The sequence below is a fragment of the Paenibacillus camerounensis genome (assembly GCF_000723885.1).
GTDB classification, from domain to species: domain Bacteria; phylum Bacillota; class Bacilli; order Paenibacillales; family Paenibacillaceae; genus Paenibacillus_AQ; species Paenibacillus_AQ camerounensis.
On record NZ_CCDG010000007.1, the window covers coordinates 24,406 to 38,546 of the forward strand.

The 14,141-nt window shown below is 54.2% G+C and carries 13 protein-coding genes; 2 read left to right on the forward strand and 11 right to left on the reverse strand.

The window, feature by feature from the left end:
* Positions 1 to 37 precede the first annotated feature (37 nt).
* The 4 genes from BN3772_RS02920 to BN3772_RS02935 are packed head-to-tail and all read right to left on the reverse strand — an operon-like array spanning position 38 to position 4,017.
* The gene (locus tag BN3772_RS02920; RefSeq protein WP_042196493.1) at positions 38 to 853 is read right to left on the reverse strand and encodes an ABC transporter ATP-binding protein; all 816 of its coding nucleotides are present in this window, start codon (positions 851 to 853) and stop codon (positions 38 to 40) included.
* The gene (locus tag BN3772_RS02925; RefSeq protein WP_042196495.1) at positions 853 to 1,890 is read right to left on the reverse strand and encodes a FecCD family ABC transporter permease; all 1,038 of its coding nucleotides are present in this window, start codon (positions 1,888 to 1,890) and stop codon (positions 853 to 855) included. Before BN3772_RS02925 ends, BN3772_RS02920 begins: the two co-directional genes overlap by 1 nt.
* A complete protein-coding gene (locus BN3772_RS02930; RefSeq protein ID WP_042196497.1) occupies positions 1,887 to 2,927 on the reverse strand; it encodes a FecCD family ABC transporter permease in 1,041 nt (346 codons plus the stop codon). Before BN3772_RS02930 ends, BN3772_RS02925 begins: the two co-directional genes overlap by 4 nt.
* Positions 2,920 to 4,017, reverse strand: coding sequence for an iron-siderophore ABC transporter substrate-binding protein (locus tag BN3772_RS02935; protein ID WP_425280407.1), 1,098 nt, complete (start codon positions 4,015 to 4,017; stop codon positions 2,920 to 2,922). The genes BN3772_RS02930 and BN3772_RS02935 overlap by 8 nt, the downstream gene beginning before the upstream one ends.
* Positions 4,018 to 4,258: 241 nt before the next feature.
* Between BN3772_RS02935 and BN3772_RS02940 the strand changes: the two genes are divergently transcribed.
* Positions 4,259 to 4,984 (forward strand): 3-ketoacyl-ACP reductase, encoded by a 726-nt coding sequence (locus BN3772_RS02940; protein ID WP_042196498.1) that lies wholly within the window; start codon positions 4,259 to 4,261, stop codon positions 4,982 to 4,984.
* Between the two features lie 79 nt (positions 4,985 to 5,063).
* Here the strand turns inward: BN3772_RS02940 and BN3772_RS02945 are convergent, their stop codons facing one another.
* The 6 genes from BN3772_RS02945 to BN3772_RS02970 all read right to left on the reverse strand — a co-directional run bounded on the left by BN3772_RS02945 (position 5,064) and on the right by BN3772_RS02970 (position 10,075).
* On the reverse strand, positions 5,064 to 5,303 hold the full coding sequence (locus BN3772_RS02945; protein ID WP_042196500.1) for a hypothetical protein: 240 nt from the start codon (positions 5,301 to 5,303) through the stop codon (positions 5,064 to 5,066).
* Between the two features lie 478 nt (positions 5,304 to 5,781).
* Positions 5,782 to 7,176 (reverse strand): HAMP domain-containing sensor histidine kinase, encoded by a 1,395-nt coding sequence (locus BN3772_RS02950; protein ID WP_042196502.1) that lies wholly within the window; start codon positions 7,174 to 7,176, stop codon positions 5,782 to 5,784.
* Positions 7,164 to 7,826: a response regulator transcription factor gene (locus tag BN3772_RS02955; protein WP_042196503.1), complete on the reverse strand. Its 663-nt coding sequence runs from the start codon at positions 7,824 to 7,826 to the stop codon at positions 7,164 to 7,166. The genes BN3772_RS02950 and BN3772_RS02955 overlap by 13 nt, the downstream gene beginning before the upstream one ends.
* A 51-nt stretch (positions 7,827 to 7,877) precedes the next feature.
* On the reverse strand, positions 7,878 to 8,636 hold the full coding sequence (locus BN3772_RS02960; RefSeq protein ID WP_042196505.1) for a lantibiotic immunity ABC transporter MutG family permease subunit: 759 nt from the start codon (positions 8,634 to 8,636) through the stop codon (positions 7,878 to 7,880).
* A gap of 1 nt (position 8,637) precedes the next feature.
* Positions 8,638 to 9,366, reverse strand: a complete 729-nt coding sequence (locus tag BN3772_RS02965) for a lantibiotic immunity ABC transporter MutE/EpiE family permease subunit (protein ID WP_042196507.1) — start codon at positions 9,364 to 9,366, stop codon at positions 8,638 to 8,640.
* The gene (locus BN3772_RS02970) at positions 9,359 to 10,075 is read right to left on the reverse strand and encodes a lantibiotic protection ABC transporter ATP-binding protein (protein ID WP_042196509.1); all 717 of its coding nucleotides are present in this window, start codon (positions 10,073 to 10,075) and stop codon (positions 9,359 to 9,361) included. The genes BN3772_RS02965 and BN3772_RS02970 overlap by 8 nt, the downstream gene beginning before the upstream one ends.
* A 342-nt stretch (positions 10,076 to 10,417) precedes the next feature.
* On the opposite strand from BN3772_RS02970, the gene BN3772_RS02975 reads away from it, so the two are divergent.
* A complete protein-coding gene (locus BN3772_RS02975; RefSeq protein ID WP_042196511.1) occupies positions 10,418 to 12,523 on the forward strand; it encodes a TerD family protein in 2,106 nt (701 codons plus the stop codon).
* Here the strand turns inward: BN3772_RS02975 and BN3772_RS02980 are convergent.
* Positions 12,501 to 14,138 carry an extracellular solute-binding protein gene (locus tag BN3772_RS02980; protein WP_042196513.1) on the reverse strand — a complete coding sequence of 546 codons (1,638 nt, stop codon included), beginning with the start codon at positions 14,136 to 14,138 and terminating at the stop codon, positions 12,501 to 12,503. The two genes, BN3772_RS02975 and BN3772_RS02980, sit on opposite strands and share 23 nt — an antisense overlap.
* Positions 14,139 to 14,141 lie beyond the last annotated feature (3 nt).

Consider the following 14,141-nt stretch of genomic DNA (forward strand, 5'->3'; position numbering starts at 1 on the left):
GGTGGTTTTATTTTGCATCATAAGCTGTATACGCTTCTTAGGGAACAGGCACATAATCCGCATGATAACGGCCCTTAGGCACGATCATCGGGGAGCCGGCAACCGGGTCCTTGATTACTGCACAGTCCAGTCCGAAGATGTCTTTGACCAGGGTGCTCGTAATTACCTTATCCGGCGTGCCTTCAGCAACCAGCTTGCCTGAATGAAGGGCAAAGATATGGTCGGCATAACGGGCCGACAGGTTAATATCATGCAGTACCATGACAATGGTAGTACCGTGCTTGCGGTTTAGATCGGTCAGCAGGTCCAGAATCTCTACCTGGTAGGTGATATCCAGGAACGTTGTCGGTTCATCAAGGAACAGGATATCGGTCTGCTGCGCAAGTGCCATGGCGATCCAGACGCGCTGGCGCTGGCCGCCGGACAGCTCATCAATATGATGATTGGCGAACTCCGTAATCTTCATAATCTCCATCGCTTCGGCAACGGCCTCATAGTCCTTTTTGCTCCAGCTGCCGAAGAGCGACTGGTGCGGAAATCTTCCCCGGCCGACCAGATCGGCTACGGAAATCCCCTCCGGAACAATCGGCGACTGCGGCAGCATTCCGACCGTGCGGGCCAGGGGCTTAGAGGCGATTTTGGCAAGCGGCTTTCCGTCAATCGTTATGGTGCCGGAGGAAGGCTTAATCAGCCGGGCCATCGTCTTCAGGAGCGTGGACTTGCCGCAGCCGTTGGAGCCGATAATGACGCTAATCTTGCTGCTTGGCAGTACAAGGCTGACATCCTGGATGACCGTTTTATTCTCATAGCCTGCTACGAGGCGTTCGACTTGAAAAGTATGCGCCTGATTCATTATAATTCTCCCTTCCGGTTCATCTGGATCAGCAGGTATATCAGATACGGCGCTCCGAGCAGCCCGGTGATTACACCTACCGGGAAGCGGGTCACGAAGGCGAACTGGCCGATCAGATCTGCCGCCAGAACCAGAACAACGCCAACCAGTCCTGAAGGGACAATGCCGGAGAAGCCGGCCCCGGTCAGCCTTTTGGCAATCGGTCCGGAAAGGAAGGAGACAAAGGCTATCGGACCTGTTGTTGCAGTGGCTATAGCGATCATGCAGACAGAGCCGACAATCAGCAGGATCCGCGTCTTGTCCGTATGTACGCCAAGTGAGGATGCAGATTGTTCTCCGAGCTCCAGAATATCAAGGTGCTTGCCCAGCAGAATAAGGATAGGCGCACAAATGATCACTGTAAGCACAAGCGGAGGAAGCTCGCTCATCTGCGAGCCGTTAAGACTGCCTGTCAGCCAGCGGATAGCTGTAGGGACATCCTTTTCCGAGCTGATCAGCAGCAGATAGGAAATCACCGCATCCAGCATCGCCTGTACGCCAATTCCGACCAGGATCAGGCGGCCGATGGAGAAGGTTCTTCCTCTGGACAGGATATAGATCAGAATGACAGTGGCCAGACCGGCAAGCACAGCGGCCAGAGAGACGACAGCTCCACTGGCATGAAGGATAACGATGCAGAACACAGCAGCCGCACTGGAACCGGACGTAATCCCGATAACATTCGGGTTAGCCAAGGGGTTACGGAGCATGGTCTGGAAGGTGTAGCCGGCAACGCCAAAAGCAAATCCGGCAAACAGCCCGGCCAGCATCCGCGGAAGACGGATTGTACTCACAGCAAAGGAGACTCCCTTGATCTGCTCTCCCGAAAGGGCCCGGATTACCTCCGAAAGCGGGTAGATGGTATTGCCGAGCAGCAGCATAGCTATACAGAGCGCACAGGCAAGAACGCCCAAAAGGCTGGTAACCAATATCCAGCGGCGGCGTCTTTGCCGTCTGCCGGCCATGATAAATTGGATTGAAGGAAGATGATTTGTCATAAGGACCGCACTTTCGATCTCATAGCTAATATGATTAATATCGGTGCTCCGATGAACGCTGTCACAACACCGACTTCAAGCTCTCCGGGGCTGCCGAGCAGCCTGCCGCCGACATCGGCTACGGTCAGAATAATAGCTCCGGCAATCGCCGACATGGGAATGACAAAACGCAGATCAGGGCCCAGAATAAGGCGGATCACATGGGTGGATAAAAGGCCGATGAAACCGATCGGGCCTGCAAGCGCCGTTGTTGCACCGCAAAGGACAACCCCTGCGAGAGCGGCGGTAAACCGCAGAAAGCCTGTCTTGACACCGAGTCCGGTGGCGACATCATCGCCCAGGGCCAGCGCATTCAGCGCAGGCGCTGTCAGCACGGCAATCAGCATGCCGGCGATCAGAAAAGGGATGAAGGTGGAGATGTTATCCCAGCTTCCTGAACCGACGCTGCCTACCTGCCAGAACCTGAATTTATCCATAACATAGGAACGCGGGATCATGATGGCAGTGACGAGAGACGAAAGGGCCGCGCTTGTTGCAGCACCCGCCAGAACGAGCTTAATGGGGGTGGCTCCGCCACGCCCCATTGAACCTATTCCGAATACGAATACTGCGGTAAGCGCAGCTCCGGCCAAAGCCAGCCAAATGAATTGGCTGGCTGAGCTTATGTTTAGAAAGGCAATTCCGCACACTACGAATAAGGCAGCGCCGGTATTGACTCCCAGTATACTCGGGTCCGCAATAGGGTTGCGGGTGACCGATTGCATAAGCGCCCCGGATACGCCGAGCGCTGCACCGCACATTATGCTGAATACTGTCCGGGATATCCGCTTACGGACTACGTTGGCTCCGAAGGACTGTACATCCGGATGAAATAATCCGTCGAGCAGCTCTCTTAGGCTGGTCACACGCGAGCCCAAGGCCAGCGAGGCAACAACGCATAAGCCAAGCAGGATGAAGCAGATAATCAGGACCAGCGTGAAATTCCGCGGGGTATGCAGGGCTGGCTTTTTATATTCAGAAGTATCAGAACTATTCATTTATCTTGTCGATAGCTCCGCCGATCAGCTTGAGATATTCATCGATAGTGTAGGCAATAGGCAGCGGGTTAGGTGTTCCGGCAGCAACAAGCGGTGTATCGCTGTCGATGAAAGCAACAGAACCGCGCTCAATCGCAGGGATTTTGCCCAGCAGGGAATCTGCCTGGAGAGTCTTCAGTAGCTCGTCATTGCCATATCCGATAATCAAATCTGCATCGTTGAGTGCTTCTACGTTCTCGGCACTCAGGCTCAGAGAGTAGCTTGTCGGATCCGTAATCTGGCTGGTGATGCTTTCCGGATATTCCATTCCCAGCTCGTACAGGAAGGCGACGCGGGAATCAAGTGGCGCATAGATATGCAGCTTGGACAGGTCGTCGGCGGAGAAGTTAACCCATACGACTTTTTTGCCGGCGATTTGCGGATAAGCAGTCAGCTTTTCTTTTACCAGGTCCTCGGTGTCCTTGATCAACTGCTCGCCTTCGGCCTTCATGCCCATGCCTTCTGCAATCAGGTTAACCTGCTCACGCCATGTGGTTGTCCAAGGGGAAACCGGGTAAGCGACCACCGGAGCGATCTTGCTCAGTGTGTCAAAGTCTTCTTGTGTGATGCCGGAGTAAGCAGCAAGTATGACGTCCGGATCAGCATCGGAGATCGCTTCGAAATCAAGGCCGTCTGTATCCTGGAATACATTAGGGTCGGTTACGCCCAGCTCGTCCAGCTTCTGTTTGGTCCAAGGAAGCAGTCCGCTGTCGTCCTGAACGCCGAAGTTTGCTGCCGAGAAGCCCACTGGAACAACACCCAGTGCGAGGGCAACGTCCTGATTACCCCATTGAATGGTAACAACACGCTCAGGCTTGCTCTCAAGTACAGCTTCACCCAGTGCAGTTTTGATTGTGAGCGGATATTGAACGGCATCTGCAGCAGCAGGGGCTTCGGTAGCCGCCGGTGCAGTAGTCGCCGCAGCGTTTGTTGGGGAAGCAGCATTATTTGAAGCATTGTTGTTACCGCAGCCTACCAGCGCAAGTGTAAGCGCAAGCGGAGCAAGCAGCGTTCTGAAAGTATACTTTCTTGTTGTGTGCATGTGTTTCATTTGTGTGACCCCATCCTTTTTATTGTGTATTTAACAATACTTGATAACGATTCTCATTATCGAACAATATATATGCAATCGGGACTGGTGTCAATAAAAAAATGGTGAATAAAATTTGGACTGACTCGGCTTTTGGCCTATTTAGATTATCACAATCACGTGCAGCATTTAGCTCTGGCAGTCCGGGCATAGTATAATAAATGAGGATATTTCCAAGAAAAATAGAGAGGAGCCTGCTTACATGGCACAATCACTGCAAGGAAAAACAGCAATCGTAACCGGAGCTGCAAGAGGAATCGGAAAGGCAACGGCTATTGCGCTTGCCAAGGAAGGCGTAAATGTAGGCCTGCTGGCCAGAACAGAATCGCTGCTGAAGGAGCTGGCTGCTGAAATCGAGACTTACGGGGTTAAGGCTGCTTATGCAGCTGCAGATATCTCCTCGAAAGAGCAGGTAGATACGGCAGTTGAAGCAATCAAGAATGAGCTGGGAGCTGCGGATATTCTGATTAACAACGCAGGGATCGCAACGTTTGGCACATTGCTGGAAATGGACCCGGAAGAGTGGAAAGGCATGATCGACGTCAACCTGATGGGAACCTACTATGTAACCCGGGCTGTGCTGCCGCAGCTCATCGGCAAGAATGCCGGAGACATCATCAACATCTCCTCAACTAACGGACTGAACGGTGCAGCTACCTCGAGTGCTTACAGTGCTTCGAAGTTCGCTATGATCGGCCTGACCGAATCGCTGGCCCAGGAGGTCCGCCGCAACAACATCCGCGTATCGGCGCTGACTCCGAGCACCATCGCAACGGACCTGGCGCTCGATCTGAACCTGATCAAGGAGAACAATGACGCGAAGTTCGTTCAGCCTGAGGATATTGCAGAGTTCATTATCGACCAGCTGAAATTGAACCCGCGTGTGTATGTGAAGACGGCGAGCTTTATTGCTACGAATCCGTTCTGATCAGAGAATAATTGATACTAGAGGCCATCCCGGGAGGGGTGGCCTCTTTCAGCTGCCGGTTACCGGCCTGCCGGACAGCCTACCCAACCCCATCCTTTTCTAATAAGGTATAGAAATGATCACGGTCTTTATCATCGAACTTGCCGAGCGTCCCCACCCTGATGAATTCATGCCCGCCATAGATGTCCATTTCCTCCCCGTCTTTGGTGTAAAGCGCAATCATATTGCCCTCCCGGTTGAGTTCCATATAGCCGTAGCTGTCTGGCTGAGGAGGTTCACCATAAAAGAGCGTAAATCTGATTTTGTCCACACTGTGCATCAGGGTACTCCCTTCCTGTCATGTATCAGCATTCTGGATTCCATTGTACAGGAAGATGGCGGGAGTTGAAAAAAGCGGCCTGGCCGCACATGTTGCGGTATAACTTCTTTTTGAGGAGCTCTGATAGGGAGTTATCTGTGCGGCCGTCTATTTTCGGATTATTTCTTGACGGGAGGGCATTAGGCGGTTAATATACTGTGCCGGATTAGCGGCGGGTTACTATTTGATTCTTTTAATAAGGCAAATAGGAGGGTTTTAGCAATTTAGTTGGATTTTCGCTACTTAAATCTGTGGTTTCTCAAGATTTATAGACATTAGGTGGAAAATCGCCATTTATTCGGGCAGCAAACGCTCCATATATCTAAATTCAGCAGAATTAACTAGCCTTTTTCCACCTATCAACCTTATTTCGGTGATTTCCCTGAAAATAGGTGGAGGATTTCCGCTTAGTTTGTTGATCCAGTCTGTGCCCGGAGGATCAGTTCGAATCCATGCGGCTATCCGGCGTGATCCTCACCGTCACTCTCCCTCCGCCGGAAGGCGCCGCATTCTCCAGTGTCAGCGTTCCCCCGTGCTGCTGAGCGGCAGATTCGGCAATGTACAGGCCCATCCCGTGATGCTTGCCGGAGCTGCGGCTCAGGTCGCCCATGTAGAACTGGGTAGCCGCTTCCCGCAGACCAGCCGGAGAGAAGCCGCTGCCCGTGTCCGTAATTATGAAGGAAACGGCCGCTGCTTGATCCAGGCGGATCTCCAGGGCCACAAGGCCCTGCGGAGGCGTGTGCTCCACTGCATTGGCAAGGATATTGACGATCCCCCGCTGGAGCAGCTCCTTATCTATAACAATTATTTCAGGCAGCGTGTCGCCTATAGTAACTTGTGCGGAAATGTCCTTGCCTGAGGATAAAGCCTGCAGCTGGCTCTCCAGCTCACCAAGGAAACTCGTCAGGCACACCGGCCCTTTCCGGTGCCTTGGAGCAGCTTGGAGACTGGAGAGATCAATGACCTCCTGCACGAAGGCTTCAATATCGCCTACACTCTGCAGAATATACCGGCTGTACTCCTGCTGGACATGATCCTGACGGGTTTCCTGTAATAGCTCGGCATTTCCGCGGATGATCGTCACCGGCGTCTTGATGTCATGGGCCAGCGCAGAAATCTGCTCTCTTCGTGACCTTTCCAGCTCCCACTGCCGCTTCAGTGAAGCCTGCAGCGCTTCCTTCATCTGCTCCAGCGAGGCCAGCATCTCGTCGATTTCCCGGATACCGCTTGGCTGGACGGTGAACTCCAGATTTTCCTGCCGGATGTTATCGGTCGCCTCCTGTAAGCCTGCCATTTTCTGTGTGAGCCTGCGGCCGAACCGGGCGGCAAGCGTAGCTGCGAGAACCAGTACACTCAGGATGAACAGCAGCACGCCCAGCAGCTGCGGGTTAGGCAGACAGCTGCGCAGCAGCGGAGAAGCAAACTGCGGCTTTAACGTATAGCGGAAGATCCAGAGCTCCTCTCCGTTAAGGGCAGAGCTATAGTAATAGGAACCTTGGTTTTTGCCTTGCTGTATAAGCTCGCGTGCACGGGCTGCCCCCTTCCCGTTCAGACTGCCCGTAAGCAGCTTTCCTTCGGCTGTAAATACAGCGTAATCCGCCAGTGTCGGCATAGCAGCAGGAGTTACAGCTTTTCCGGCAGCCAGGGTATCCTTAACAGCATCGATCTCCTTCTCGGCATAGTTGGCGGGCAGAATAACATTAGCCGAAAAAGCCGCTGTGAACAGGCCAAGCAGAAGTATCAGCAGCACTATCGTCCCCCCGCTTAGAATCAGGAGATATTGCAGAAAAAAGGTGCGCAGGCGCATCCCCGGTACTCTCTTTACAGCTTCCACTTGTAACCAATCCCCCAGACCGTCTCAATGGCATCAGTATCCGTTCTGCCCAGCTTGGCGCGGATATTCTTGATATGCTCCGTAATGGCGCTGCTGTCGCTCTCCCCGCTGAATCCAAAAACCGCCTCGTATATCTGCTCCTTAGAGAAGACCTGCCCGCGGCTCCTTGCCAGGAACTCACAGATGTCGTATTCGCTCTTGGTCAGTGGCACTTTATTGCCATAGACAGACAGCTCTCTGCCCGAAAGGTTAAAGTGGACATGCTCCAGGTACAGCACCTTCCGCCGCTCCCGGGTTTCCCGCCTCAGATGGGCATTAATCCGCGCCCGCAGCGCGCCGATACTGAACGGCTTCATAATATAATCGTCAGCACCCAGTCCCAGACCGTAGAGCAAATCGCTCTCCAGCGTTTTGGCCGTTAGGAACAGGATAGGGCAGTCAACCGCATCGCGTATCTCTTTGCATAGCGTAAAGCCGTCAACGCCCGGCATCATTACATCAAGCAGGATCAGATCATAGGCGCCGAGATTGGCCTGACGCACTTGGGTTGAATCTTGAATGGTTGTTACCAGATGACGGTCGGTGACCAAGGCACTGCGGATCAGCGCAAGGATGGCAGGCTCATCGTCTACAGCAAGTATTTTGGCCATATACATTCCCTCTATTTAATAATAGTTGTCTATCAGAAAATTATATCTAATCTAGTTATCGGCTGGCCGCCCTTCCCAGCCCTGAAACCAGAGGCAGGAGAGAAGAGCAGCCAGTAGTGTTGCCCCGGCACACACAAGGCTTCCGGTATCCGTATGTGATACGGCGGGAGATAGCGCAGCCCCCGAACTGGTGACCGTCCATATGGAAGTGAAGCGCGCTGCCCAGGCAAAAGGGACATAAGGCCATATACCCTCACCCAGCCCGGTAAGCAGCAGGGCCGCAATCAGACTGCCTGCGATGCCGATTCCAATCGACGGGCCCCGGCCAAACCGCAGGCTGATAAACCCGTGCAGCAGATAAAGAAATACTGTGCTTCCCGACAAAATAAAGGCGCTGCACCAGTAGAAAGCCATACTGGAGCTCTCCTGGCCCAGGACATACCGGAATCCGGCGCCAAACAGGCTGACAGCCAACAGAATGGCGCCAAGGCCGCAGATCAGCAGAAGCAGCAGTTTGCTGGCGTAGACCTTGATACGCCGGGACGGCAGTGCCAGCATCCCTTGAAATTGCCCGGCCAGCGCCTCCTGCTCCGCTGCCATCGAACAGACCAGGGCAATTACAGTTGGAAGGGCGCAGCCCAGCACCTGAAGATAAGCCATTACCTTATCGGCAGCACTCCATAGGGAGTACGAGTAATAGGCCAGGAATATGGCTGCTGCGATGAGCGGAGCCAGCAGATGAACAAGCAGAAACGGTGTGCGGCGGGTTTTTAGCAGGTCGGCTTTGAAGAGTCCGATTAAGGAGGCCATCCTATTCCGCCTCCTGTCTGCGGAATCTGCGTGCTGTCAGGTGGAATAGGCTGATAAACCAGGCGAGAGAGGCCAGCACATCCCGGAGAATCGTGTCTGTGCTTCTAAGCGGACTGCCCTCCGGGACCGGCAGGCCGTTAGGCAGGATATGCAGCACCGGGCACATCAGCCGGAACGGAATCGTGTAAGGCATGAAATTCCACAGCCCGCCGAGATCAAAGGTGACCACGCCTGCAATATTAAAGGAAATATTGACCAGAACGGCGGCAAACAGTCCCAGCCTCGCGGCCAGGAATAGGCAGAGCGGAATCTGCCACAACAAGGTGACGAAGATTAGCAGACTTCCGGCCGCGCTGTTTATTAGCGGTATGGTTGGGCCGAACAGCCAGCCGCTGGAAGAAACACCGGTGAAGAAGAGCAGGCAGGACGCCAGCAGCCAGCCGGTCAGGGCGGCAATCTTAGCCGACCAGAGTGTCTGCGGACAGAGAGGAAGCGCCAGCAGAGAGCGGTACTTCAGCCTGGCATCCTTCTGAACTGCGAGCGAGCAGACCAGGGTCAGTGCGCCCGGCAGTAGCATTGTATACCACCAGTTATATGCGCCGGTCTGAAAATAACTCCCGCCCATCAAAAGGGCACAGAGCAGCAGCGTGAACAGCGGGGTAATCCACACCAGCTGCGGAATAAAGGTGCGCCGCCATTTCAGCTGTTCGGCGTTAATGAGTCTAAGCACCGGCTTCACCTGCCTTCCGGTGTGCGGCGGCTACTTGCATGAATAGAGCTTCGAGCTCTGCACCATGCGGTGCAGCCCCCTGATAATCCAGCCGTCCGCCGGCGATAATCCCGATTTGATCAGCCACCTGCTCCACCTCGGAGAGAATATGACTCGACAGAATAACTGTAATCCCTTGCGCCGGGAAAGAGCGGATCAGCTCCCGCAGCTCCTGAATTCCGATAGGGTCCAGCCCGTTCGACGGCTCATCCAGAATGAGCAGCTTCGGCTTATTCAGCAGCGCAATCGCGATGCCCAGCCGCTGCTTCATGCCCATGGAGAACTGTCCGGACCGTTTCTTCCCGGTATGGGCCAGATCAACGATGGCAAGCGTCTCAGCTATCCGCGATTCCGGCAGCCCGAGTGCCAGCGTCCGCACCTTCAGATTCTCCCGGGCTGTCAGATTCTCATACAGCGGCGGCGATTCAATCAGGACGCCGATCCCGCCTAGATCCTTCCGTGTCCATTCCTGCCCCTGATAGAGGATACTCCCCGAATCCGGCCGCAGCATTCCCGCAATCATCTTCAGTGTCGTTGATTTCCCCGCACCGTTCGGCCCAAGCAGCCCGTAGACGGAGTTCCGGGGCACAGACAGCGATACGTTGTCTACCGCGGGCTGTTTCTTGAAGCTTTTACATAGATTACTGGTTTCCAAAATAATGTCCGGCATATTATATCATCCTTTCCACTTAGCAGTGTAAAGGGGAGTTATAAGGGATTTATAAGGGTGACCTTCCCGTTTTTTCCATCGTCGTAATACTTCCGCCCTGTTTGCCCGCAGTATGGTATGCGATGATAAGGACATCAAGCGGCCGGGATCATCCGAATCCGCGACGCTTGAGCCTTCAGGCTATTGCAGTCCTTCCTTCTAACTCACTGTAAATGATTTAGGGCCGCAGCTTTCCTGAAGGATGCTTATCCTAGAGAGGAGGCGTCCAGGCTATCGTAGTTCCTTCCTTCTAAACCATGAGGATGATTCTAATTAGGGCTACGGCTTTCCTGGACACTTAATATGAACATAAACACGATTTATTTACGTAGAGCACGCAAGATCATTGTGGGGAAGCACACCGGAAACGGGCGGCTGGCGGCCGGATATTTGGCGGCGGCGGCCCGTAATTTGGAAGCATTGGGCTTTGCCCTGTCTCCTGACCTGTTCCGTGCGGTGAGCGTGCTGCCGAAGGAAGATTTTGAGGTGCTGTACGAGCAGCTGGTTGCAGATTTGAAGGTTATGGTTGGTGCGCATGTAAAGTATGAACCGATGTATCCCGGGTTTCCGGAGCAGGTCATGCTGGAGCATGAGGCCATTCTGTATTTAAATGCGATGTACCACTACTATACTTGGGATCTTCCAGTATACGACGGGTCTACGGAGAGAGAGCCGCTGCAGGAGCAGGTGAAGCTGAAGACGGTTGGGATTGGGTACAGAGGGGATTTCTTCCTGATGATCCGCCGGCTTATTCAGGCCAAAGGCTCAATCTCTGCAGCCGATAAAGAGGATATTGATGCCGTAATAGCGGCGCTTGAACCGGAGGAGCTGGAGGAGATTCTGCCGGCGGACATTCCGTTCAAGGAAAATACCGCTTTCGTGACATCATCGCTGCTGAAGCATGACAAGGCGAACCTGGCGCGGCTGGGGCGGTACTTCAAAACAGCGACCGATGTGCTGCGCCTGGCCGTAGCCTGGTCGGATGGTGATGCCAGTCTGGCGGCACCGGCTCGTTTCCGCAAATTCAAGCGCAGCGAACGCCGTCTGCTGCTTGGCCTGCTGGAGCAATGCCATCCGCTGACAGAGGATATGCTGAGACATAAGGACCGCTGGATCCGCCTGGGCGAGATTCTGCATCCGTCCGAGTACAAGTTGCGGTATGCGCGCTGTGAGGAGGCCTGGGATATTCTGCGCAACAACAAGCCTTGTACATCCTTTAACAGCAGCGTAGAACTGGCTTTGAAGTATAAGCAGGTGTGGAATGCACTGGATCTGCTGATTAAGCGTCCGGGTGAATTCGCGCGGAGACTGGATCATCTGCTGCGCGGAACGGAACACACGGATTACGTGGTGCTGGCCTTTGGCGAGGCGGCAGAGCAGGTATCGACTCCGGTGCTGCTGCAGGTGAAGAACCATTTCTCCCGCCGTCTGGAGGAACGGGAGCTGCGGGTCTTTTTCCCGAAAGGAAATGTAGCCAAGGCCTTTGCTGTGCCTGATACGCTGCCGGAGATTGAGGCCGGGGTCTGTCAGAATATCGTAAGCATATGCGAGCAGGCGTTAATCAGACGTTTTGCAGAGCTGCCGCCTCTGGGCAGTGCGTACGTGGATGAGCGGCTCAAAAATTACCATGTACCGTTCTCCCAAAGATCCGCCAGCAAAGCGCTGCATACCTTAGTCCGGGGAAGCCGGCTGCCGATGGGGGAAGGGGATACGATCCGCTTTTTCAGCTGGTGGAAGGAGGGGAAGGTAGATGGGGTGTCTACAGGCCGGGTGGATATTGACCTCTCTGCGGTCATGTATGATCATAACTGGAATTATGTAGAGCATATCTCGTACACAAATCTGCGCTCGTCAAAGTATCTGGCACATCACAGCGGGGACATTGTATCGGCACCTCTCGGAGCCAGTGAGTTCATTGATCTGCATATCCCTTCTATTATGGAGTATGGCGGAAGATACGTGGTGGCGTCGCTGAATTCCTTCACGGAGCAGCCGTATTGTAATCTGCCGGAATGCTTTACCGGCTGGATGATGCGGAGGAAGCCCGGCTCGGGCGAGATTTATGAGCCTTCGACCGTAGTAAATAAAATAGACGTCACAGCGGATACACGGATTGCCATCCCCGTCATACTGGATCTGGTGGAACGGGCGGTGATCTGGACGGACCTGTCGCTGACAAGAGATCCTAATTATTATAACAATGTGGAGGGTAACCAGAAGGGGATGATGCTGATCGGCAAAGCGATGACCCAGCTCAAAAAACCGGATCTGTACGATCTGTTCATGCTACACGTCAAGGCCCGGGGACAGCTTACCGGATCGCCGCGCCATGCGGATACTGTATTCACGGTAGAGCAGGGACTGACTCCGTTCGATATTGAGCAGATTATGGCTGAGTATGTGGTGTGAGCGCAGATGCGTTCGCCTCCCGCAGCACCTCAGCCCCGCCCGCTGCCATAAATTCCTTCACAAAGCTGTCGAACTCCTCAAGCGGTCTTTCACCGGTGATGAAGGCGATATAAGCCTCGTTCCGCAGCTGGAGCAGCTCCGGCCCGTTCTTCACCAGAGCTGGCGTTGCGACCTCCAGCGCATTGTAGATGCCGTCCTGCTCCAGTCCAAGTGTAGCCGCCCACTGCTCCCTGCGGTCATCCGGCATCACCGGTATCGTCATGCCAAGGCTGGCACCGATGGTGTTCTGATAGCTGAAGGTCCGGTCATACGGCGGCAGCACTACCACTTCCTTGTTCAGGCTGTCCGCCCAATCCCAGTGCTCCCCCTGAATGCCGAACTTCATCGCTGTATCCTCCTGCCGGTCGGGGTTGGCGCTGACGTAGTCGAGAATCTGCAGGATGGTCTCCAGCTTGCCCGGCTCCTTCACGGCATCTGCCCCGATTGCGGTGAAGCTCATCAGCATATCGTAGGCCTTGGAGCCGCGCTTACCCTCCGGTCCGCTTACCGGACGCCCGAATACGATCCGGGCGTCCGGGTTTTTGGCCGTCAGCTCCTTCGCGTTGAAGGTGGCTGCAACCGGCATTTCCACGGTTTTTCCCAGCTCATCCGTCGTCCATGTGGAATAATCGCCTTCCTGAATCCAGTGATAGTAATTGCCCATCGAGGTCATGCCGATCCGGCCGCCTGTAAAGGCATGGGACAAATGCTTATAGCCGCCCTTGTTCTCCCCGGTTACAAACTCAGGATCAATGACCCCGTCCTGATACCACTTGCGCAGATAACGCAGCGCTTCCTTCATTTCTGGCTGCAGGGCACCGATGACCAGCTGCTGCTCCTGCCTGCTGAAATAGAGCTGGTCGGCAAAAACAATCTGCCCGAATGCCCCAAAAACCACATTCATCCCTTCGAGCGACAGGCCGTAGGTATCCTTCACGCCGTTGCCGTCCGGATCTTCATTAGCAAAGGCATACATTACCTTCTCAAAATCAGCCAGCGTATCAGGTACAGTCAGGCCGAGTGTATCCAGCCAGTCTTGGCGGTAGACAACCGGGATACGATAGATATTGGTAGGATTAACAACGGGGATACCATAGTAAGCGCCGTCAATGACGCCATAATTCTGATAAGCAGGGGCGTTCTCCCGGATTGCCTTCATAATATTAGGCGCATAGGTATTAAGCAGCTCCTGCGGAATTTCCGCCAGCACGCCCTGCTGCTGATATTTCAGCAGATCCTGGGTCTGCCTGATCCGGAACAGGTCGGGGATATTCCCCTGTACAAGCTTCAGATCAAGCAGCGGTTCATATTTATTGTTCTCCATATTCCAGATATCAAGATTGACGCCAAATTTCTGCTCGATTTCACGCACGACTGCTGCATCCTCAGGAACCGGGAGGTTCTGGTGCATCGTCCAGGAGATGGTGTATCCGGGAGCGGAAGCCTGTGCCGGCTGCTCAGCCGTCTCAGCGGACAAATTGCTAGGTTTCAGGCTGCAGCCGCTGAGCAGAGCCAGGCCTGCGGCAATTACCGGTGCTGCAATCAGGGCGGCATACCGCCGGCAACTCACACTCATTCC

What these genes read in the sequence shown, in the direction of transcription:
- BN3772_RS02920 (WP_042196493.1), bottom strand. Translation starts at nt 853, where the DNA reads ATGAATCAGGCGCATACTTTTCAAGTCGAACGCCTCGTAGCAGGCTAT.
- BN3772_RS02925 (WP_042196495.1), bottom strand. Translation starts at nt 1,890, where the DNA reads ATGACAAATCATCTTCCTTCAATCCAATTTATCATGGCCGGCAGACGG.
- BN3772_RS02930 (WP_042196497.1), bottom strand. Translation starts at nt 2,927, where the DNA reads ATGAATAGTTCTGATACTTCTGAATATAAAAAGCCAGCCCTGCATACC.
- BN3772_RS02935 (WP_425280407.1), bottom strand. Translation starts at nt 4,017, where the DNA reads ATGAAACACATGCACACAACAAGAAAGTATACTTTCAGAACGCTGCTT.
- BN3772_RS02940 (WP_042196498.1), top strand. Translation starts at nt 4,259, where the DNA reads ATGGCACAATCACTGCAAGGAAAAACAGCAATCGTAACCGGAGCTGCA.
- BN3772_RS02945 (WP_042196500.1), bottom strand. Translation starts at nt 5,303, where the DNA reads ATGCACAGTGTGGACAAAATCAGATTTACGCTCTTTTATGGTGAACCT.
- BN3772_RS02955 (WP_042196503.1), bottom strand. Translation starts at nt 7,826, where the DNA reads ATGGCCAAAATACTTGCTGTAGACGATGAGCCTGCCATCCTTGCGCTG.
- BN3772_RS02960 (WP_042196505.1), bottom strand. Translation starts at nt 8,636, where the DNA reads ATGGCCTCCTTAATCGGACTCTTCAAAGCCGACCTGCTAAAAACCCGC.
- BN3772_RS02970 (WP_042196509.1), bottom strand. Translation starts at nt 10,075, where the DNA reads ATGCCGGACATTATTTTGGAAACCAGTAATCTATGTAAAAGCTTCAAG.
- BN3772_RS02975 (WP_042196511.1), top strand. Translation starts at nt 10,418, where the DNA reads ATGAACATAAACACGATTTATTTACGTAGAGCACGCAAGATCATTGTG.
- BN3772_RS02980 (WP_042196513.1), bottom strand. Translation starts at nt 14,138, where the DNA reads ATGAGTGTGAGTTGCCGGCGGTATGCCGCCCTGATTGCAGCACCGGTA.